The organism is Paraburkholderia sp. DD10 (assembly GCF_049177125.1).
Lineage (GTDB): Bacteria > Pseudomonadota > Gammaproteobacteria > Burkholderiales > Burkholderiaceae > Paraburkholderia > Paraburkholderia terricola.
Genome location: NZ_CP185393.1, coordinates 2,759,390 through 2,778,655, shown reverse-complemented (window position 1 = coordinate 2,778,655; position 19,266 = coordinate 2,759,390). Strand labels below are relative to the sequence as shown.

Annotated in this window: 17 protein-coding genes, 1 pseudogene and 1 riboswitch; of the genes and pseudogenes, 6 read left to right on the top strand and 12 right to left on the bottom strand. The window is 64.8% G+C overall.

What is annotated here, in order from left to right:
* Position 1 precedes the first annotated feature (1 nt).
* From ACOCG7_RS27800 to ACOCG7_RS27775, 6 genes and pseudogenes are all read right to left on the bottom strand, one after another.
* Complete coding sequence (locus tag ACOCG7_RS27800) at positions 2 to 895, bottom strand: HlyC/CorC family transporter (RefSeq protein WP_073429082.1); 894 nt, start codon at positions 893 to 895, stop codon at positions 2 to 4.
* Between the two features lie 328 nt (positions 896 to 1,223).
* Complete coding sequence (locus ACOCG7_RS27795) at positions 1,224 to 1,877, bottom strand: gamma-glutamylcyclotransferase (protein ID WP_416448076.1); 654 nt, start codon at positions 1,875 to 1,877, stop codon at positions 1,224 to 1,226.
* Positions 1,878 to 1,937: 60 nt separating this feature from the next.
* On the bottom strand, positions 1,938 to 2,399 hold the full coding sequence (gene ybeY / locus ACOCG7_RS27790) for an rRNA maturation RNase YbeY (protein ID WP_114163160.1): 462 nt from the start codon (positions 2,397 to 2,399) through the stop codon (positions 1,938 to 1,940).
* Between the two features lie 87 nt (positions 2,400 to 2,486).
* Positions 2,487 to 3,566 (bottom strand): PhoH family protein, encoded by a 1,080-nt coding sequence (locus tag ACOCG7_RS27785; RefSeq protein ID WP_073429079.1) that lies wholly within the window; start codon positions 3,564 to 3,566, stop codon positions 2,487 to 2,489.
* 45 nt (positions 3,567 to 3,611) lie between these two features.
* Positions 3,612 to 5,012 carry a tRNA (N6-isopentenyl adenosine(37)-C2)-methylthiotransferase MiaB gene (gene miaB / locus ACOCG7_RS27780; RefSeq protein WP_083083181.1) on the bottom strand — a complete coding sequence of 467 codons (1,401 nt, stop codon included), beginning with the start codon at positions 5,010 to 5,012 and terminating at the stop codon, positions 3,612 to 3,614.
* A 128-nt stretch (positions 5,013 to 5,140) separates the two neighbouring features.
* Positions 5,141 to 6,123, bottom strand: a pseudogene (locus ACOCG7_RS27775) (LysR family transcriptional regulator).
* Positions 6,124 to 6,243: 120 nt separating this feature from the next.
* Between ACOCG7_RS27775 and ACOCG7_RS27770 the strand changes: the two are divergent.
* The 4 genes from ACOCG7_RS27770 (at position 6,244) to ribB (ending at position 9,885) form a co-directional block, all read left to right on the top strand.
* Entirely contained in the window at positions 6,244 to 6,663 is a 420-nt protein-coding gene (locus ACOCG7_RS27770; RefSeq protein ID WP_083083195.1) for a VOC family protein, read from the top strand.
* Between the two features lie 4 nt (positions 6,664 to 6,667).
* A complete protein-coding gene (locus tag ACOCG7_RS27765) occupies positions 6,668 to 7,834 on the top strand; it encodes an MFS transporter (RefSeq protein ID WP_083083197.1) in 1,167 nt (388 codons plus the stop codon).
* A gap of 185 nt (positions 7,835 to 8,019) precedes the next feature.
* On the top strand, positions 8,020 to 8,709 hold the full coding sequence (locus tag ACOCG7_RS27760) for a helix-turn-helix domain-containing protein (RefSeq protein ID WP_073429074.1): 690 nt from the start codon (positions 8,020 to 8,022) through the stop codon (positions 8,707 to 8,709).
* A gap of 127 nt (positions 8,710 to 8,836) precedes the next feature.
* Positions 8,837 to 9,021: riboswitch (FMN riboswitch) on the top strand.
* A 147-nt stretch (positions 9,022 to 9,168) separates the two neighbouring features.
* On the top strand, positions 9,169 to 9,885 hold the full coding sequence (ribB, locus tag ACOCG7_RS27755) for a 3,4-dihydroxy-2-butanone-4-phosphate synthase (RefSeq protein WP_083083199.1): 717 nt from the start codon (positions 9,169 to 9,171) through the stop codon (positions 9,883 to 9,885).
* 105 nt (positions 9,886 to 9,990) lie between these two features.
* Here the strand turns inward: ribB and ACOCG7_RS27750 are convergent, their stop codons facing one another.
* From ACOCG7_RS27750 to glpD, 4 genes are all read right to left on the bottom strand, one after another.
* Positions 9,991 to 10,677 carry an HAD family hydrolase gene (locus tag ACOCG7_RS27750; protein WP_083084187.1) on the bottom strand — a complete coding sequence of 229 codons (687 nt, stop codon included), beginning with the start codon at positions 10,675 to 10,677 and terminating at the stop codon, positions 9,991 to 9,993.
* Between the two features lie 191 nt (positions 10,678 to 10,868).
* Complete coding sequence (locus ACOCG7_RS27745) at positions 10,869 to 11,582, bottom strand: MIP/aquaporin family protein (protein WP_073429072.1); 714 nt, start codon at positions 11,580 to 11,582, stop codon at positions 10,869 to 10,871.
* A gap of 110 nt (positions 11,583 to 11,692) precedes the next feature.
* Entirely contained in the window at positions 11,693 to 13,192 is a 1,500-nt protein-coding gene (glpK, locus tag ACOCG7_RS27740) for a glycerol kinase GlpK (RefSeq protein ID WP_083083202.1), read from the bottom strand.
* Positions 13,193 to 13,374: 182 nt separating this feature from the next.
* On the bottom strand, positions 13,375 to 14,913 hold the full coding sequence (glpD, locus tag ACOCG7_RS27735; protein WP_083083204.1) for a glycerol-3-phosphate dehydrogenase: 1,539 nt from the start codon (positions 14,911 to 14,913) through the stop codon (positions 13,375 to 13,377).
* A gap of 201 nt (positions 14,914 to 15,114) precedes the next feature.
* On the opposite strand from glpD, the gene ACOCG7_RS27730 reads away from it, so the two are divergent.
* A complete protein-coding gene (locus ACOCG7_RS27730; protein WP_176035727.1) occupies positions 15,115 to 15,489 on the top strand; it encodes a hypothetical protein in 375 nt (124 codons plus the stop codon).
* A gap of 260 nt (positions 15,490 to 15,749) precedes the next feature.
* Here the strand turns inward: ACOCG7_RS27730 and ACOCG7_RS27725 are convergent, their stop codons facing one another.
* Both ACOCG7_RS27725 and ACOCG7_RS27720 read right to left on the bottom strand, forming a co-directional pair.
* Complete coding sequence (locus ACOCG7_RS27725; RefSeq protein WP_073429069.1) at positions 15,750 to 15,947, bottom strand: hypothetical protein; 198 nt, start codon at positions 15,945 to 15,947, stop codon at positions 15,750 to 15,752.
* Between the two features lie 308 nt (positions 15,948 to 16,255).
* On the bottom strand, positions 16,256 to 17,035 hold the full coding sequence (locus ACOCG7_RS27720; protein WP_083083208.1) for a DeoR/GlpR family DNA-binding transcription regulator: 780 nt from the start codon (positions 17,033 to 17,035) through the stop codon (positions 16,256 to 16,258).
* Positions 17,036 to 17,350: 315 nt separating this feature from the next.
* On the opposite strand from ACOCG7_RS27720, the gene ACOCG7_RS27715 reads away from it, so the two are divergent.
* On the top strand, positions 17,351 to 18,988 hold the full coding sequence (locus tag ACOCG7_RS27715) for a gamma-glutamyltransferase family protein (protein WP_114163159.1): 1,638 nt from the start codon (positions 17,351 to 17,353) through the stop codon (positions 18,986 to 18,988).
* The last annotated feature ends 278 nt before the right edge of the window (positions 18,989 to 19,266 follow it).

Below are 19,266 nucleotides of genomic sequence, written 5' to 3'. Positions count from 1 at the left end.
GTCAGGTTTGAACGTGCTGTGCTTCGCGCTCGCGCTGGCCGGCGAGCGGATCGCGGCGCACCAGCAGCATGTGGATCTGGCGGGCATCACCGCGCAGAATTTCGAAGATCAGGTCGTCGAGGCGGACCTTTTCGCCGCGATGCGGCACTCGCCCGAAGTGATGCGTGACGAGGCCGCCGATCGTATCGACTTCCTCGTCCGAGTAATGGGTGCCGAAGGCCTCGTTGAACTGCTCGATCTCGGTGAGCGCGCGAACGCGGAAACGCCCGTCCGGCGACGCGATGATGTTGCCGCTTTCCTCGTCGAAATCGTATTCGTCCTCGATGTCGCCGACGATCTGCTCCAGCACGTCCTCGATCGTGATCAGGCCGGCCACGCCGCCGTATTCGTCGACCACCACCGCGAGGTGATTGCGATTCACGCGGAAATCGTGCAGCAGCACGTTCAGGCGCTTGGATTCGGGAATGAAGACGGCGGGGCGCAGCATGCCGCGCACGTCGAATTCCTCTTCGGCGTAATAGCGCAGCAGGTCCTTGGCGAGCAGCACGCCGATGATGTTGTCGCGATTGCCTTCGTAGACCGGATAGCGCGAGTGCGCTTTTTCCAGCACGTAGGGAATGAATTCCGCGGGGCTTTCCGCGATGTTGATCGCGTCCATTTGCGCGCGCGGCACCATGATGTCGCGGGCGCTGAGTTCGGAGACCTGGAATACGCCTTCGATCATCGACAGCGAGTCGGCGTCGATCAGGTTGCGCTCGTGCGCGTCCTGCAGGATTTCCAGAAGTTCGGCGCGCGAGTCGGGCTCGGGCGAAATGAAGTCGGTCAGACGCTCGAGAAGTGAGCGTTTTTCGTGCGGTTTGTCGAGTTGGCGTCGACTGGGATACGTGTCGTTCATGGTAGTGCGCCCGGCAAGACTGGGCGCGCTGTTGCAGAGCATTAAGGATACACCACGCACATGGCAGGACCGTGTCCCGCCTGGCTGGCGATGAGTGAAGCAACGGTGAAACCGCCCCGTCGCGCAGGCGAAGCGTAGGTCAATCCTAACTGATTACGCGGGGAAAAGCGTTCCGAAGCAAAAAAGCGCGGCTGGTTACGCGATGAGCATGCTTGCGGCGGGCGCGTTCCGTTCGGCGGGCGGCGCATCGGCGGTTACCGCGTTCGACGACCGCGCAGGGGTTTCACACAGGCCTCACCGGCGGCGCGCCGATGAGCGCGCAAACAACTCACTGGTTCGAGCGGCGGCCGTCCGCTTGCCCGGCCGCCCGACACCGTTCTAGCAGCGCTTCCAGCGCACGGTCGGGCATGCCGCTTTCGCGCAGCGCGTGGACCGTGCGGCTGACATAGTCGAGCGTCGTGCCGTAGCGTCCGCACGCGCAGCCGAATACCGTTTTGACGACCTCGTCGTGCAGCTTGCCGGTGTAACTCGGCACGTCGCGGCGCATCACGAAGGCGAGCGCGTCGACGCGCCGGCCGTCGGCGAGCACGCACGGCAGCCATGCCGGGCGGTACGAACCCATCGCCATTTCGCGGCGCCAAAGCGCTTCCAGATGCGGCATCGCGCCCTCCGCGGCGAGGCGGAACGCGATGCCGGTGCACGAGCCGCCGCGATCGAGCGCGAGCACGAGGCCAGGCTGCTCGGGCGTGCCGCGATTCACGCGCGACCACAAATACAGCCCGCGGTGATAGCCGTGCACCTTGGAGCGAGTGGCTTCGAGCGTCGGCAGGCCGGGGTTCCAGATCAGCGAGCCATAGCCGAACAGCCACAGATCGCTTGCGCGGTCCCAATCGCGCAATGTGCATTCGAGCGACGCGCGCAGTTCCTCGTCCGTCAGGAGCCGCGATTCGCCGAGCGCCGGCGGATAGTCGGGGCAGGGCATTCGCGTGTCGGCTTCGGGGGAAGAGGTGCTCACGGTCGGTTTGAACGGGGTTGGCGGCGGCTATTGGTACGGATCGGGAAAACCCAGCTTGCCGAGGATTTCCGTTTCGAGCGCTTCCATTTCCTCGGCTTCTTCCTCGACTTCGTGGTCGTAGCCCTGGGCATGGAGCGTGCCGTGCACCAGCAGATGCGCGTAGTGCGCGATCAGCGGCTTGTTCTGCTCGGCGGCTTCCTTTTCGACCACCGGGCAGCACAGGATCAGGTCGCCCGTCACCGGATCGTCTTCCGATTCGGCGTAGGCGAAGGTCAGCACGTTGGTCGGATAGTCCTTGCCGCGATAGGTGCGATTCAGCGTGCGGCCTTCTTCGGCATCGACGAAACGCACGGTCAGCTCGCCGTCCGCGAAAAGCGCCGCCTTGATCCAGCCGGCCACGGCGGCGCGCGGCAGCAGCGCCTTGTGTTCCGGCCAGGCCTTGGCGGCGGGGAATTGCAGATTCAACGTCAGTTTCGGGGCGCGGCTCATGCGTGATGGATTTTGTTGCTCTTGTTGCTTTGTTTTCCGCGGCCCATGCCGTGGCATTCGGCGCCGCTCGACGCAAATCGGCGAGGCTCAGCGCGAATCCGCCGGATTGGCCGTTTTCTGCGAATGTGCATCGTACGCCTCCACAATTCGCGCGACCAGCGGATGCCGCACCACGTCCGCACTGGTGAAGCGCGTGAGCGCAATGCCGCGCACATCCGACAGCACCTGCTGCGCTTCGATCAGCCCGCTCTTAGCGCCGCGCGGCAAGTCGACCTGGGTCGTGTCGCCCGTGACCACCGCCTTCGAGCCGAAGCCGATGCGCGTGAGGAACATCTTCATCTGTTCGGGCGTGGTGTTCTGCGCCTCGTCGAGAATGATGAACGCATGATTCAGCGTGCGCCCGCGCATGTATGCGAGCGGCGCGATTTCGATCATCTGCCGCTCGAACATCTTCGCGGTCTTGTCGAAGCCGAGCAGGTCGTACAGCGCGTCGTAGAGCGGACGCAGATACGGATCGACCTTCTGCGCCAGATCGCCCGGCAGGAAGCCGAGACGCTCGCCGGCTTCGACGGCCGGCCGCGTCAGCACGATGCGCTTGACCTGATCGCGCTCCAGCGCGTCCACTGCGCAAGCCACCGCCAGATAGGTCTTGCCCGTGCCCGCCGGACCGACGCCGAAGGTCACGTCGTGCGAGATGATCTGCTTCAGATAGTCGCGTTGCGCCGGCGTGCGGCCGCGCAGATCGGCGCGCCGCGTGTACAGCTTCGGGCCCAACTCTTCGAGGTCGTCCTCGCCGTTGTCGGCGGGTTCGTCGAACGGATGATCGGGATTGCCGGGAAAGCGCGGATCGACCGCCGCATCGCCATGGCCGTTGCCATTGCCGTTCGTGCGATGCCGCGCCGGGTGGCGCACTTCGACGAGCGCGAGCTGGATGTCGTCGACCGACAGCGGCTCGCGCGCGTTGTTGTAGAAGTTTTCGAGCGCCGTGAGCGCGAGTTTCGCGCCGCGCCCGCGGATCGTGATGCGGTGGCCACGGCGTTGCAGCGTCACGTCGAGCGCCTGCTCGATCTGCCGCAGATTTTCGTCGAGCGGGCCGCAGAGGTTGGCGAGCCGCGCGTTGTCGTCGCGCGGTGCGGTGAATTCCAGATGCTGCTGAGTGGTCTTCAAGGCGGAGGATCGATCCTGTCGGTTCGTGACGCTGGCGCGCGTCGCTCAGTGAGTGGTGGCCGCTGCCGCAAGGGCGCTTGCTTCGGGGCGTGCGTCGTCGTGCACCAGCACGAGTTCGCCGCGCAGCGAATGCGGGTACGCGTGGACGATCTTCACGTCGACCATCTGGCCGATCAGCCGCGCGTGCGAAGCCAGCGGCGCGGGGAAGTTCACCACACGGTTGTTCTCCGTGCGGCCCGCGAGTTCGTTCGGGTCCTTGCGCGCCGGGCGCTCGACCAGAATGCGCTCGATCTTGCCGACCATCGAATCGCTGATGCGCTGCACGTTCTGTTCGATCGTAGCCTGCAAATATTGCAGGCGCTTGAGCTTCACCTCGCGTGGCGTGTCGTCGTGCAGATTCGCGGCGGGCGTGCCCGGACGCGGGCTGTAGATGAACGAGAAACTGGTGTCGTACTTCATCTCGTGCACCAGCGCCATCATCTTGTCGAAGTCTTCTTCCGTCTCGCCGGGAAAGCCGACGATCATGTCCGTGGACAGCGACAGGTCGGGGCGGATCGCGCGCAGCTTGCGGATCACCGACTTGTATTCGAGCACCGTGTAGCCGCGCTTCATCGCCATCAGAATGCGGTCGGAGCCGTGCTGCACCGGCAGATGCAGGTGGCTGACGAGCTTCGGCACCTTTGCGTAGGCGTCGATCAGGCGCTGCGTGAATTCCTTCGGATGCGACGTGGTGTAGCGAATCCGTTCGATGCCCGGAATCTCCGCGACGTATTCGATCAGCGTCGCGAAGTCGGCGATTTCGGCGGCGCCCAACGTGAGCGCGCCGCGATAAGCGTTCACGTTCTGGCCGAGCAGCGTGACTTCGCGCACGCCCTGATCGGCGAGACCGGCGATCTCGGTCAGCACGTCGTCGAGCGGGCGCGACACTTCCTCGCCGCGCGTGTACGGCACGACGCAGTAGCTGCAATACTTGCTGCAGCCTTCCATGATCGACACGAATGCGCTCGGACCTTCCACGCGCGCGGGCGGCAGATGGTCGAACTTTTCGATTTCGGGGAACGAGATGTCGACTTGCGCGCGGCCGGTTTCGCGGCGCTTGTCGATCATTTGCGGCAGACGGTGCAGCGTTTGCGGACCGAACACCAGATCGACATACGGCGCGCGCGACACGATCGACGCGCCTTCCTGGCTCGCCACGCAGCCGCCCACGCCGATGATCAGGTTGGGATTCGCTTCTTTCAGTTCGCGCACGCGGCCCAGGTCGGAGAACACTTTTTCCTGGGCTTTTTCGCGCACCGAGCAGGTGTTGAACAGAATGACGTCCGCGTCTTCCGGCGTGTCGGTCTTGACGAGCCCTTCAGCCGCGCCGAGTACGTCGACCATCTTGTCGGAGTCGTACTCGTTCATCTGGCAGCCAAAGGTCTTTACATAAACTTTCTTGGTCATCGAATTTCGCCGGTCGCAGTGGTTAACCTGGGGGCGTCAATTAAAAGGTGAAGAGGGGCGAAACATGCGGGCGGGCCGCGGAGCGGCGCTGTCGCCTTTTCAATGCAGGTTTGCCGCGTAGCTCAATATTATAGCCCTTCATCGGATGGGGTTTCGGCCGCTCCGTTCGCGCGCGGCCGCTCCGGCGGCAGGCCCAGCAAGCCTTCCAGTTCGTCCGACACCTGCGCGAAGCGCTCGCTCAAGAAATCCAGCAGCGCGCGCACGCGCGGCGCCATGAAGCGGTTGCGATGGTAGAGCGCGTGCAGCGGCGCATCGGGATAGCGCCACTCCGGCAGCAGGGTTTTGAGGCCGTCGGTGCGCAGATCCGCTTCCACGTCCCACATCGACTTGATCGCGATGCCGTAGCCGCGCAGCGCCCATTCGCGGGCGACCGCGCCGTCGTTCGTCTCGCGGGCCGTTTCGAGCGGCACCGTGTAGCTCTGTACTTCATCGCCGCGGGTGAAGCGCCATTCGTTGACCGGGCCGGACGCGGTGCCGAGCACGATGCAGTCGAAATTCGCGAGGTCGTGCGGATCCCTGGGTTCGCCCTTGCGCGCGATGTAGTCGGGCGATGCGCACAGCACGCGCCGGTTCGGCGCCAGCTTGCGCGCGACGAGCGAACTGTCCTGCGGCACGCCGAAGCGGATCGCCAGGTCGATGTCCTCCTGCACCAGATTCGACAGCGAGTCCGACAGCGTGAGCGCGAAGGTCACTTCCGGGTAGAGCGCGTTGAACTCGTCCAGCCAATGCATCAGCAGATTGCGGCCGAAGTCGGACGTCGCGGAGATGCGCACCTTGCCGCGCACCACGCCCTGGCCCGCTTGCAGCGCGGCTTCGGCGTCGTCGAGCGATTGCAGCGCCTGGCGGCAGCAGTTCAGGTACAGGCGGCCTTCGTCGGTGAGCCTAGTTGCCGGGTGGTGCGCTCGAAGAGTCGGGTTTTCAGGCCGGCTTCCAGCTTGGCGAGGCGTGCGCTCGCCGCGGCGGGCGTCAAACCCAGCTTGCGGCCCGCCGCCGACAGGCTGCCCTGCTGCGCGGCTTCCACGAAGAGGCGGATGTCACCGAGGTTATCCATCGTCGTCAGACTTTCAATTTGGATTTGATAATGCTTCAAATGCTACGCCAATTATCAAAACCACGCGTCGCGGCGACAATCCAGTCCTCGAAAACCCTGGTGCGGCCAGCCGCTCACGCCATGCAACTCGATCACGCGACGATCGTCACCGCCGAACCCGACGCCGTCCGACGTTTTTTCGTCGACATCGTCGGGCTGGCGGACGGCGCGCGTCCGCCGTTTTCGATCGATGGCCATTGGCTGTACGCGAACGGTCGCCCGGTCATCCATCTGATCGAGGCGACGGCGCCCGGGCAAGCGGGACGATCGACGCCGCGCATCGATCACATCGCATTCCGGCTGGAGGGCGCCGCCGAATGGCAGTCGCTGCTCGACCGTTTGCATGCGGCCGGCGTGGACTATCGGCTCGCGCAAGTGCCTCGGATGCGCGCGCAACCCGCCGAACTGCAACTGTTCGTCGCGCTCGCGCCGGGCGTCGTCATCGAATTCGTGACCGCGCTGCGCCACGGCGATCACGCTCAACTTGAGAACCTGGAGTAGAAGCATGCCCATTCCATTGCTCGCGCTGGCCATCAGCGCATTCGCGATCGGTACGACCGAATTCGTGATCATGGGTCTGTTGCCCGAGGTCGCGCACGACCTGGCCGTGTCGATTCCATCGGCCGGCTTGCTCGTGAGCGGCTATGCGCTGGGCGTCGCGGTCGGCGCGCCGCTGCTCGCGGTGCTCACCAGCAAGATGCCGCGCAAGCTGGCGTTGCAGTTGCTGATGGGCGTGTTCATCGTCGGCAACACGCTGTGCGCAATCGCGTCCAGCTATTCGGTGCTGATGATCGCGCGCGTGGTGACGTCGTTCGCGCACGGCTCGTTCTTCGGCATCGGCGCGGTGGTCGCGGCTTCGCTCGTGCCCGCCGAGAAGCGCGCGAGCGCGATTGCGCTGATGTTCACCGGCCTGACGCTGGCGAATGTGCTGGGCGTACCGTTCGGCACGTTCATCGGCCAGCAATTCGGCTGGCGCGCGGCGTTCTGGATCGTCAGCGCATTGGGCGTGCTGTCGCTGGCGGGCGTGACGGCGCTGGTGCCGAATCGTCACGATGCCGGGCCGCTCGGTCTCGGTCATGAAGTGCGCGTGCTGAAAGACCCGCAAGTCTGGACCGCGCTCGCGATGACGGTGCTCGGCTTCGGCGGCGTGTTCGTCGTGTTCACCTATATCGCGCCGATTCTCGAACAGGTGAGCGGCTTCTCGCCGCGCGGCGTCACGCTGATTCTGGTGCTGTTCGGCGTGGGCCTCACGATCGGCAATACGGTGGGCGGCAAGCTCGCCGACCGCGCGCTGATGCCTTCGCTGATGGGCATCCTGGTCGCGCTCGCGGTGGTGATGGCGATCTTTGCGCGCACCAGCCATTCGCAGGTGGCCGCAGCGATCACGATCTTCGTGTGGGGCATCGCGGCATTCGCGACGGTGCCGCCGCTGCAGATGCGCGTGGTCGAGAAGGCGGCTGCGGCGCCGAATCTGGCCTCTACGCTGAACATCGGCGCGTTCAATGTGGGCAATGCGGGCGGCGCGTGGCTCGGCGGTGTCGTGATCGATCACGGCCATTCGCTCGATACGTTGCCGTGGGTCGCGGCGGCGGTGAGCGTGGCCGCGTTGCTGCTGACGTGGGTCGCCGCGCGTATGGATTCGCCGGAGGCGGTGGTGACGCAGCGCGCATGACCGCGCGTGCGCCGCTCAGCCGGGCGCTCGGCTCATATAAAAAATTCGCACAAGCTTTGCGGGAAGCGTCCTCCGCAATGCTGATAACAGTGTGAAGATAACTTCGTTGGGCGCGGCCGGACCCGATGCTATCTTGCTTCCACTAACCGCTTGCCCGCCGTCCGGCGGCGCTACAGGAGGCAATCATGCATTCCCCGCTTGCGCTGGTTCGCGATCCCGCCGCCGACCCCGGCACGTCGCCGCGTGCATCCGAACCCTTCGATGCACTGGAGCATCTGGTCGGCGTGAATCTCGCGCGTTTGCGCGCCGAGCGGCAACTCTCGCTCGACGCATTGGCTCGCGCTTCCGGCGTGTCGCGCGCGATGCTCGCGCAGATCGAATCGGCGCGCAGCGTGCCGTCCATCAAGGTGCTGTGCAAGGTGGCGGCGGCGCTGAAGGTGTCGGTGGCGGCGTTCTTGCGGCGGCATGCGACGAACGGCTTCGAGCATCTGCCGGCGGAGCGCTCGTCGCGCGTGGTCAGCTCGAACGGGCGCTATTCGGCGCGGCCGCTCTATCCCGACGCCGAACCGACCGCCGCCGAGTTTCACGAGTTGCGCATCGCGCCGTTGCACACCGAAGCCGGCACGCGCCGCGCGCCGGGCACGACGGTGAATCTGGTGGTGAGCGAAGGCACGCTGGAAGTCAGCGTGCACGATCAACGCCAGTTGCTCGCCACGGGTGACGCGATCGTGTTCGACGCCGATCAGCCGCATAGCCTGCGCAATCCCGGCGACACGGAAGCGCGCGCGTTTCGCGTCACGCTGAAGGCGGAGACGCCGCCGCGTTGGGACGTGCCCGCGCCGCACGAGACGACGCGCGAGGCCGCGCCGGTTTGATGGAACGCTGTAGGCCGGACGCGGGCGCCGCGGCGCTGCCCTGGCGATGCCCGTCTGTCCAGTAGGGTTGCGCTGCGAGCCGCGCGCGACTGCTGTATGCTTTGCCAGCCGGTCGATCCGGCAATCAGTGCGTCTTCAGGGCGGGGCGAAATTCCCCACCGGCGGTATGCCGGCAGCGCGAAAGCGTGAGCCGGCGAGCCCGCGAGCGCCCGCGTCGTTCAGGTTCTCAGCGTATCGAAAGCCGTAGCGGGGTCAGCAGATCTGGTGCGAAGCCAGAGCCGACGGTCAGAGTCCGGATGGAAGAAGATGTGCAGATAGTCATCTACGTTTTCCGTGGCGCCGCGAGTCATTCGAGCGGTGCGTGAACGGCGCTTCGGGCGGCGTTCAACGGCGCGTCCTTGTCTGTTTGCAATGCCCTGAAACGTTTCTCGCCCAACTTTTGCGATGAGCGTTTCAACCATGTCTTTTGCTGCTTTTCCCGCACCGTCGACGATTGCACCCGATGCATTCCTCGATCTCCCGCTGCTCGCCACCGAAGCCGTTCCGCCGCGCATCGCCGCCGCCTTGCAAGCCATGCGCGATGGCCGCGCCGTCGTCCTGCAGGACGACCACGACCGCGAGAACGAAGCCGATCTGATCGTGTCCGCCGAGCGTCTTTCCGTCGAAACCATGGCGCTGCTGATCCGCGAATGCAGCGGCATCGTCTGCCTATGCCTGCCCGACGAGAAGATCCGCGCGCTCGAACTGCCGCCGATGGCCGTCAACAACGAAAGCCGTCACGGCACCGCGTTCACCGTGTCGATCGAGGCGCGCGACGGCGTGACCACCGGCGTATCCGCGCTCGATCGCGTGACGACGATTCGCGCCGCGATCGCCGATACGGCGAAGCCCGCCGACATCGTGCGGCCGGGCCACGTGTTCCCGTTGCGGGCGATGCCCGGCGGCGTGCTCGCGCGTCGCGGTCACACCGAGGGGACGGTCGACCTGGCGATTCTCGCGGGTCTGAAGCCGGCCGGCGTGCTGTGCGAACTGATGAACGCGGACGGCACGATGACGCGCGGCGCGGACGTCGAGCGCTTCGCACGGCAACACGATCTGCCGATGCTGACGATCGCCGAACTGGTGGCGTTTCGCGAGGCGCTGGCGGCGGCGCGGGAATGCGTGGCCGAAGCCTGAAGCGTGGCATGTGCGGCGCCGGATGATCCGGCACGCCGCTCAAACGACAAGGCCGACTGTTGCGCAGTCGGCCTTTTTTGTGGCTCGTGCCGCGAAGCGAAACGGCTACGACTGCACGTCTCTGAACTCGCCGCGCACGCCCGCCTCGATCAGCGCGGGCAGTTGATCCATGTGCTTCATGATGCGCGTCATGCCCATGTTGCGCAGCGCGTCCGCGTACCCGTCGGGAATATGGCTCGCGCCGACGAACGCGATCGTCTTCATGCCCGCCGCGCGCGCCGCGTTCAAACCGGCCACGCTGTCTTCCACGACGATGCATCGTGACGGATCCACGCCCAGCGTCTGCGCGGCGAAGCGATAGACATCGGGATAAGGCTTGGGCCGCGCCACCTGTTCGGCGCTGAAGATTCGCTCGCCGAAAATCTGCTGCAAGCCCGCGCGCCGCACCGAGGCATGCACGCGCGCCATCCGGCTATTCGACACGACCGCGGCCGGCAGCGTGACGCGTTGCAATGCGTCGCGCACGCCGTTGATCGGGCTGAGCGATGCCGCGAGCGCGAGTTCGACCTGATGTTCGACGGTCGCGAGAAAGTCCGCGGGCAGCACGATATCGAACGACTTCTCGATGCCTTCGAGAAAGCGCGAGGTTTGCTGGCCAAAGGCCGTCTTGACGACCGCTTCGAAGTCGAGACCGGGGAAGGCGGCGGTCAGCGTTTCGGCCATTACGCGGTCGGCGATGATTTCGCTGTCGACGAGCACGCCGTCGCAGTCACAGATGAGGTGGTCGATCATGCCTTGAAACGGAAAGCGGGAAGCGCGTGAGCCAGGCGGAAGCAAGCTCGGGCGCGGATTGAAAAGCGCCATGATACGTGCTTTGGCGCGGGCTGCGCGACGCCGCTGCTTTGCGTTCGCGCGCTTCTTGAGCGCGGCTTCGTGCCCGCTCTTTAACTACCGCTTCTTAACCGCATTGCCTGGCCGCAAGGTCAGTGCGTGTGCAGGTACAAATACAGCCCCGCTGCCACCGCGCCGCCCACCAGCGGACCGAACACCGGAATCCACGCATAACGCCAGTCGCTGTCGCGCTTGCCGGGAATCGGCAGCAGCGTGTGCATCAGACGCGGCGACAAGTCGCGCGCCGGGCTCATTGCATAGCCGGTCGGGCCGCCGAGCGAGATGCCGATGCCGAGCACCAGCAGGCCGACCGGCAACGCGTCGAGCGCGCCGAGACCCACTTCGGGCGCAGCCAGATACAGCACGCCGAGAATCAGCACGAAGGTCGCGATCATTTCAGTCAACAGGTTGTGCGGCACGCTGCGAATCGCCGGCGACGTGCAGAACACGCCGAGCTTCACATCGGCATCGCCTTCTTTCGCGAAATGCTGGCGATACGCGACCCACACGAGCAGCGCGCCCGCCATGCCGCCGAGCATCTGCGCCGCGATGTAGCCGGGCACCTTGGCCCAGGCGAACTTGCCGGCCAGTGCGAGACTCACCGTCACGACAGGATTCAGGTGCGCCCCGCTAAACGACGCGGTGACGTAGACGGCGATGAACACGGCCATCGCCCAGCCCATCACGATGACGATCAGGTCCGCGCCTTTGCCTTTGGTGCGCGCGAGCAGCACATTGGCGACGGCGCCGTCGCCGAGCAGCACCACCAGCGCCGTGCCGATGAATTCCGCAATGTAAGGAGACATCGAAGGTTGATCCGAAACAGGGTTGTCAGGAAGCCGCCGGATAAGCGGCTTCGTTGCATCGAGAGCTTGGAGTCGAGCGGGTTTGGGGCCGCGTGGGATGGTCAGGACGCTCAGGACGCGTCGGCCCAGGCCTTGGCGGCGCGGATCGCGCGTTGCCAGCCGTCGAGGCATTGCTTGACGTCGGCGTGCGGCAGCGCGGGTGTGAAGCGGCGCTCCAGCTTCCACTGGTTCTGGAGTTCGTCCACGTCCTTCCAGTAGCCGACCGCGAGGCCGGCCAGGTAGGCCGCGCCGAGCGCGGTCGTTTCGGCAACCTTCGGGCGTACCGCGTCGACGCCGAGAATGTCGGCCTGGAATTGCATCAGCAGATTATTCGCGCAGGCGCCGCCGTCCACGCGCAATTCGCCGATGCGAATGCCGGAGTCGGCTTCCATGGCCTTCAGCACGTCGAGCGATTGATAGGCGATCGAGTCGAGCGCGGCGCGTGCGATATGCGCGGAGGTCGTGCCGCGCGTCACGCCGAACAGCGTGCCGCGCGCGCGTGCATTCCAATGCGGCGCGCCGAGCCCGGCGAAGGCCGGCACCAGGTACACGCCGTCGCAATGCGGCACGCTGCGCGCCAGCGTTTCGATTTCCGCCGCGCTCTTGATGATGCCGAGGCCGTCGCGCAACCATTGCACCACCGCGCCGGCAATGAAGATGCTGCCTTCGAGCGCGTAGTTGATCTGGTCGCCGATTTGCCAGGCGATCGTGGTGACGAGATTGTTCTTCGACTCGATCGGCTTGTCGCCGGTGTTCATCACGAGGAAGCAGCCCGTGCCGTAGGTGTTCTTCACCATGCCCGACTGCGTGCACATCTGCCCGAACAGCGCGGCGTGCTGATCGCCGGCGATGCCCGCGAGCGGAATCTTGGAGGCGAACACGGTGGTCCTGGTCGGCCCATAGACTTCCGACGATGCCCGCACTTCCGGCAACATGCTGCGCGGAATGTCGAGCGCGTCGAGCAGTTCGTCGTCCCACTTCAGCGTATGGATGTTGAAGAGCATCGTGCGCGATGCGTTGGTCACGTCGGTGACATGCAGGCCGCCCTTGGTGAAATTCCACACCAGCCAGCTATCGACCGTGCCGAATGCGAGGCGGCCTTGCCTCGCCTTTTCGCGCGCGCCTTCGACGTTGTCGAGAATCCAGCGAATCTTGGTGGCCGAGAAGTACGAGTCGATCGGCAGGCCGGTTTTCGCGCGGACCTTTTCCTCCAGACCTCGCTCCTTGAGCTGGTCGCAGAAGTCGGCGGTGCGGCGGTCTTGCCAGACGATCGCGTTATAGACGGGATGGCCGGTTTCGCGGTCCCACACGACCGTGGTTTCGCGTTGATTGGTGATGCCGATCGCGGCGATCGAGGTGCCGTTCATGCCGGCGCGCGTCACGGCTTCGGCGGCGACGCCGGCTTGCGTCGACCAGATTTCCTGCGCATCGTGCTCGACCCAGCCCGGATGCGGGTAGATTTGCTGGAATTCCTTCTGAGCGGTCGACACGATATTGCCGAGCCGGTCGAATAGCATCGCACGCGAACTAGTGGTGCCTTGGTCGAGCGCGAGGATGTACTGATCCTGCATTGTCTCTTCTCCATGCGTTTTATGGATCGCCGGACTGCGGACCGGCGACGGGAACGGCTTGTTGTTTTGAGCGGGCCGCAATGGTTTCGTGCGTGCCGGCTTCGTCTAGCCGAGGGGTGAATCGGTCGGGTTCACGTGAGCCGCGAGCGCGGTGCGTTGCGACGGCTGCGTCGAGAGTCTAACTATGCGCTCTGTCGCACCGGTTCGCGTGCGAACCACACGTCGATGTCGTGCGTGATCGAATCGAGCGTGCCCGGCTCGACATGCAGCCCGAGTTTCGACCGGCGCCACAGCACGTCCTGAGCGCTGCGCGCCCATTCGGTGTCGCGCAGATAAACCAGCTCGGCCTCGTACAGACCCGGCGCGAATGCGCGGCCGAGATCGGCCACCGAGCGCGCGTTGCCGATCACGCGCTCAACGCGCGTGCCGTATGCGCGGGCGAGGCGGTAAGCCAGGTCGGCCGGCAGCCACGCATGCTGCTGCTTGAATTCGGTGACGAAGCGCTCGAAGTTCGCGTGCGCGATGTCGCCGCCGGGCAAGGGCGCGCCGGCCGTCCACGAGGGTGCGGCGTTCGCGTTGCCGCCCAACGCTTGCGCGAGTTTGTCGACGGCTTCTTCAGCGAGCTTGCGAAAGGTGGTGATCTTGCCGCCGAACACCGAGAGCAGCGGCGCTTCGTCCGCGGGCGCGTCGAGTTCGAGCGAGTAATCGCGCGTGACCGCCGACGGATTGTCCGCGCCTTCTTCCTCGAGCAGCGGCCGCACGCCCGAATAGGTCCAGCGCACGTCGGCCGGCGAGATCTTGTCCTTGAAGTAGCGGTTGATCGAATCGCACAGGTACTGGATTTCCTCCGCGTTGATCGCCACCTGCGAGGGGTCGCCGCGATATTCGATATCCGTCGTGCCGATCAGCGTGTAATCGTGCTCGTACGGAATCGCGAAGATGATCCGCTTGTCGGGATTCTGGAAGATGTACGCGTGATCGTGTTCGAACAGGCGCCGCGTGACGATATGGCTGCCTTTCACGAGGCGCACGCTATGCGACGCCTTGCGGCCGAGCGCGCCTTGCAGCAGTTCGCCGACCCACGGGCCCGCGGCGTTGGCGATCGAGGCTGCGCGAACGTCGAGCAGCGTGCCGTCCCCGCGCTTGAGTTGCGCGCGCCATTCGCCGCCCGCGCGCACCGCGCTGACGAGCTTCGTGCGCGTGAGGATTTTCGCGCCGCGCTCCTGGGCATCCAGCGCGTTCAGGACGACGAGCCGCGCGTCGTTGACCCAGCCGTCCGAATACACGAAGCCGCGCTTGATCGAATCGACGAGCGGTGCGCCCGCCGGATGATTGCGCATCACGATGCCGCGCGAACCGGGCAGCAGTTCGCGCCTGGCGAGGTGATCGTAGAGAAACAGGCCGGCGCGAATCAGCCAGGCCGGCCGCAGATCGGGCATGTGCGGCATCACGAAGCGCAACGGCCACATGATGTGCGGCGCTGCGCGCAGCAGCGTTTCGCGCTCCTGCAGCGCCTTGCGCACGAGACCGAACTCGCGGTACTCGAGATAGCGCAGGCCGCCGTGAATCAGTTTGGTGCTCGCCGACGACGTGTGCGCCGCGAGGTCGTCCTGTTCGCACAGCAGCACCGACAGGCCGCGGCCTGCCGCGTCGCGAGCAATTCCCGCGCCGTTGATCCCGCCGCCCACGACGAGCAAATCGTATCTCGAGCCTTGCGTCACCTGCTGTGTCCCCTAGGTGTTGTCGGAAGTCGTATGGAAAATCTATCGAACCGCTGGTGTTCGTTTTCGAACTTTAATGAACATATTCGAAAAAGTAAAGTTCGGTTTGCCGGGCTCACCTCTTTGTCTCGCGGGTCGAGTGGTGGCGCAACGCGCGGCCACGGACGATACTCTGCGCAGTAGCCATTTCGAGGGGAATTCATGCGTGGACTTTTGATGATCGGCGCCGCTGCGCTTCTCACGGGGTGCGTCGGCACGCCAAGCCTGAACGGGACGATGGGCGCGCCGTCGTTCGCGTCGTTGCAGCAGATGTGCAGCGCCGAGCCGGTCGATTACGGCAACGACGCCCAAGGCGTGTATGCGACGTTATTCGATGCTTATGTGGCGAACCGGCGCGGCAAGCTGTCGAAAGACCAGTACTGCGCGTTTCAGGCCACGATCGCGCAGCGCTATGCAAGTCAAGGCATGAGCGCGGATCCGCAGGTGCGCAACCAGTGGGTCGCGTTCTTCACCGATCAGCGGGCCAGGGCGTTGAGCTGGCGCGCCGCGGTCGATCCGACCTTGCGCAGCGGTTGAGGCTCGGCTTCGGCCGGGGCCGCGGGGCTTTCGCCCGACAAAGCTCGATAAAATCCACGCGGCATTGCGGCGTGACGGCGCGCGCCTGGCTCGGGACGCAACGAAGCGGCCGCGCCCCACGGCGGCGGCCGGATTACTCGAAGCAAATAGGTGCATCGTCAAGGCGACGCGGGCGCGTCACGTCTGTGGCGCAACCCATGCTCACGCCTCCGGATGTCGGCTGGCGACTCCGGTGGCTGCAGCCATAACCCAGAACGTAGCTAGGAAAAACGTTTGATGGCCCTCAGTGCGCTATCGCCGCTTTCAGTGACGCGCCATTGTTCATTGCCCGATGCGAGCCGTTCGAGTTGCACCAACTGGCGTTCCAGTAGTGCATCGAGTTCTTCCCGCTCCATGTCGACCTGATTGGGAGCGTCCTTGACGAGCAACAGCGTGGCGAATTCATGCGGACTCAGCATCGTTCTCTCCATGTCAAGCAAACGCGGACGGCCTTGCCGGCAACTGGCCAGAGGCCAGTGAGGTCCGCTACAGGATCAGGCGGGAAGTACGGCTTACGCGACGGGTTCACGCAACCGGCGCTACGCGGAATGCGAAACGAACGTCGGGGAACTGGAGTGTAGTCAACCGCACGTTAAACACCAAAGGAGTCCCAGTAAATTTTCCCTTTGACAATCCAGCGCCGTCGAGGCGGTTCAAGGCAGCGGGCAAATCCTTGAATTCACTCGAAGTTTCGCGTGCGCTGCAACATGGCGGAGAACGCCTGGCCTTACCCGGCGACGTACACCTGGCAATTGGCGGCGGTGAGCGTTTCCATCATTTCGGCGGGCGGCGCGGCGTCGGTGAAAAGGGCGTCGATCTGGTCGAGATGACCTTGGCGAACTAGCGCGGGCCGGCCGAACTTCGAGTTGTCGGCGGCGAGAAAGACGGTGCGCGCATGCTGGATGATCGCCTCGGCCACGCGCACTTCGCGGGTGTCGAAATCGCGCAGCGTGCCGTCCGTTTCGATGCTCGACGTGCCGATGATCGCGAAGTCCACCTTGAACTGGCGGATGAAATCGATCGCCAGTTCGCCGACGATCCCTTTGTCCCACGGCCGCACGATGCCGCCCGTCACCAGCACTTCGCAATCCGGATAGCCGCTCATCATGCTGGCGACATTCAGATTGTTGGTGATCACGCGCAGGCCGCGATGCCGGTTGAGCGCGCGGGCGACTTCCTCGGTGGTGGTGCCGAGGTTGATGAACAGCGAGGCCTGGTCGGGAATGTGCGTGGCGACCAGCGCCGCGATGCGCCGTTTCTCGTCATGGAACATCCGTTGACGCGCCGTGTAGGACACGTTCTCGGAACTGGTCGGCAAACTGGCGCCACCGTGATAGCGGCGCAGCAGGTTCATGTCGGCGAGCCAGTTGACGTCGCGGCGAATGGTCTGCGGCGTCACGTCGAAGTGAGCCGCGAGGTCGTCCACGGTCACGAAGCCGTCGCGTTGCACCCACTCCAGCAGTTCCTGTTGCCGGGCATTGAGAGTCAGGCGGGGGTCTCGGGTCATGTGTCTCGGGTCGTGGGTTTTTATCGGCGCTGCCCGCCGGCGGCGGGCTCAGCCGGGCCGGAAACGAGCGATGCGTGAACGGGGTGAGCGTATTGTAAGACCATCGCGAGCCGTGTCCGTCATCTCGCGCAAGATGCGTGCGATCGGCGACGATGCGTGACGGCATTCAGCCTCGCCATGCATTGATTCATTTCGCAAATGAATTTGTTTTTTGTGCCGGATCGCGCTGCAATCCGGGGTTCCGCTTTTTTTTACCCGTTCCTGTGGTTGCGGCGATGTTCATGCGCCGGGCCGCGCTTTCGAGAGTGTTCGACCATGACTGGCTTCAACTGGCAAAACCCTTATGCAACGCCGCGTTTGCCCGTATTCGCGCGCAACATCGTGTCGACGTCGCATCCGCTTGCCGCGCAGGCGGGGCTGCGCATGCTGTGGAAAGGCGGCAATGCCGTCGACGCGGCGATCGCGGCGGCGGCCGCCATCACGGTGGTCGAGCCGGTGTCGTGCGGCTTGGGCGGCGACGCGTTCGCGTTGGTGTGGGACGGCAAGAAGCTGCACGGCTTGAACGCGTCGGGCGTGTCGCCCTCGGCGTGGAACGTCGACTATTTCAAGCGCAAGTACGGCGAGCAAAACGGCCTCGCGAAGCAGCCCGTGCGCGGCTGGGATGCCGTGACGGTGCCCGGCGTGATCGCGGGCTGGGAAGCGCTGCATCAAAAATTCGGCTCGCTGCCGTTCGCCGATCTGATGGAGCCGGCGATCGAAATCGCCGAGCGCGGTCACGCGGTGGCGAGCATCGTCGCCCATAAGTGGGCGGCGGCCGTGCCCGACCTGAAAGACCAGCCGGGCTTCGCGCAAACCTTCATGCCGCGTGGCCGCGCGCCCGAAGTGAGCGAGCTGGTGCGCTTTCCGGGCCACGCGAAGACGCTGCGCAAGCTCGCCGAGCAAGGTCCGCGCGCTTACTACGAAGGCGAGATCGCCGAGCGGATCGCCGCATTTTCGCGCGAGGGCGGCGGCGCGCTGACCATCGACGACCTGCGCAACTATCGCGCGGATTGGGTCGAGCCGATCGGCAAGGCATATCGCGGCTACACCGTGCATGAGATTCCGCCGAACGGGCAGGGCATCGCGGCGCTGATCGCGCTGGGCATCCTCGAAAAATTCGATGTGAAGGCGCTCGCCGTCGACAACGTCGAATCGCAGCATTTGCAGATCGAAGCGATGAAGCTCGCGTTCGCCGACGTCTATCGCTACGTGGCCGATCCGCGTTCGATGGAAGTCACGCCCGAGCAGATGCTCGACGACGCCTACCTCACTTCGCGCGCGAAGCTGATCGACCACAAGCGCGCGACGCCGTTCGACTTCGGCATGCCGAAAGCGGGCGGCACGATCTATATGTCGGTGGCCGACGAGCGCGGCATGATGGTCAGCTTCATCCAGTCGAACTACATGGGTTTCGGTTCGGGCATCGTGGTGCCGGACACCGGCATCTCCATGCAGAATCGCGGCTGCGGTTTCTCGATGGACCCGAGGTCGCCGAACGTCGTGGAAGGCGGCAAGCGGCCGTTCCACACGATCATTCCGTCGTTCCTCACGCAGCAGGTGGACGGCAAGCAGGAAGCGGTGATGAGCTTCGGCGTAATGGGCGGCGACATGCAGCCGCAAGGTCATCTGCAATCGATCGTCAGGATGCTCGACTACGGTCAGCAGCCGCAGGCCGCTTGCGATGCGCCGCGCTGGAAGGTCAACCGCGACTTCACGCTCGACGTCGAAGCGACGCTCGATTCGAACACCGCCGCAGCCTTGCAGAAGCTCGGCCACACGATCAAGTCGGTCGACGATCCGTACATGGACTTTGGCTCCGGCCAGTACATCTGGAAGCTCGATCGCAACGATCCCGAGCGCGGCTATGTGGCGGCGAGCGACAGCCGTCGCGACGGCCTGGCCGCCGGGTTCTGAGCGGTTCCATTCGCGAAGCGCGGCGCCGTTCAAAGGGGCGCTTCGCATGCGCTATCCGCAGGGCTTTTCATGCAGACTCAAGCCAGCTCGCCGAGCTGGCTTTTTTACGCCTCACGCACGGCGCTCCCGTTCGACGGTGTAATCGACTACCCTGGGATTGAACTGCGACGTTCCGGCATGGTCTGTGCTGGGTTATCTGCAGAGTTGCGAAACACCGGCTAAGATGCAAGATACAAGGGGTTAACTCTAATTCACGACGCTGTATCAGACACGGCGGA

Bases quoted from the DNA above. Each gene is read 5' to 3' on its own strand.
- ACOCG7_RS27795 (WP_416448076.1), bottom strand. From the start codon at position 1,877: ATGCCCTGCCCCGACTATCCGCCGGCGCTCGGCGAATCGCGGCTCCTG.
- ACOCG7_RS27745 (WP_073429072.1), bottom strand. From the start codon at position 11,582: ATGTCTCCTTACATTGCGGAATTCATCGGCACGGCGCTGGTGGTGCTG.
- ACOCG7_RS27725 (WP_073429069.1), bottom strand. From the start codon at position 15,947: ATGCTGAGTCCGCATGAATTCGCCACGCTGTTGCTCGTCAAGGACGCT.
- ribB (WP_083083199.1), top strand. From the start codon at position 9,169: ATGTCTTTTGCTGCTTTTCCCGCACCGTCGACGATTGCACCCGATGCA.
- ACOCG7_RS27730 (WP_176035727.1), top strand. From the start codon at position 15,115: ATGCGTGGACTTTTGATGATCGGCGCCGCTGCGCTTCTCACGGGGTGC.
- ACOCG7_RS27800 (WP_073429082.1), bottom strand. From the start codon at position 895: ATGAACGACACGTATCCCAGTCGACGCCAACTCGACAAACCGCACGAA.
- ybeY (WP_114163160.1), bottom strand. From the start codon at position 2,399: ATGAGCCGCGCCCCGAAACTGACGTTGAATCTGCAATTCCCCGCCGCC.
- glpK (WP_083083202.1), bottom strand. From the start codon at position 13,192: ATGCAGGATCAGTACATCCTCGCGCTCGACCAAGGCACCACTAGTTCG.
- ACOCG7_RS27770 (WP_083083195.1), top strand. From the start codon at position 6,244: ATGCAACTCGATCACGCGACGATCGTCACCGCCGAACCCGACGCCGTC.
- ACOCG7_RS27760 (WP_073429074.1), top strand. From the start codon at position 8,020: ATGCATTCCCCGCTTGCGCTGGTTCGCGATCCCGCCGCCGACCCCGGC.
- ACOCG7_RS27720 (WP_083083208.1), bottom strand. From the start codon at position 17,035: ATGACCCGAGACCCCCGCCTGACTCTCAATGCCCGGCAACAGGAACTG.
- ACOCG7_RS27765 (WP_083083197.1), top strand. From the start codon at position 6,668: ATGCCCATTCCATTGCTCGCGCTGGCCATCAGCGCATTCGCGATCGGT.
- ACOCG7_RS27715 (WP_114163159.1), top strand. From the start codon at position 17,351: ATGACTGGCTTCAACTGGCAAAACCCTTATGCAACGCCGCGTTTGCCC.
- miaB (WP_083083181.1), bottom strand. From the start codon at position 5,012: ATGACCAAGAAAGTTTATGTAAAGACCTTTGGCTGCCAGATGAACGAG.
- ACOCG7_RS27750 (WP_083084187.1), bottom strand. From the start codon at position 10,677: ATGATCGACCACCTCATCTGTGACTGCGACGGCGTGCTCGTCGACAGC.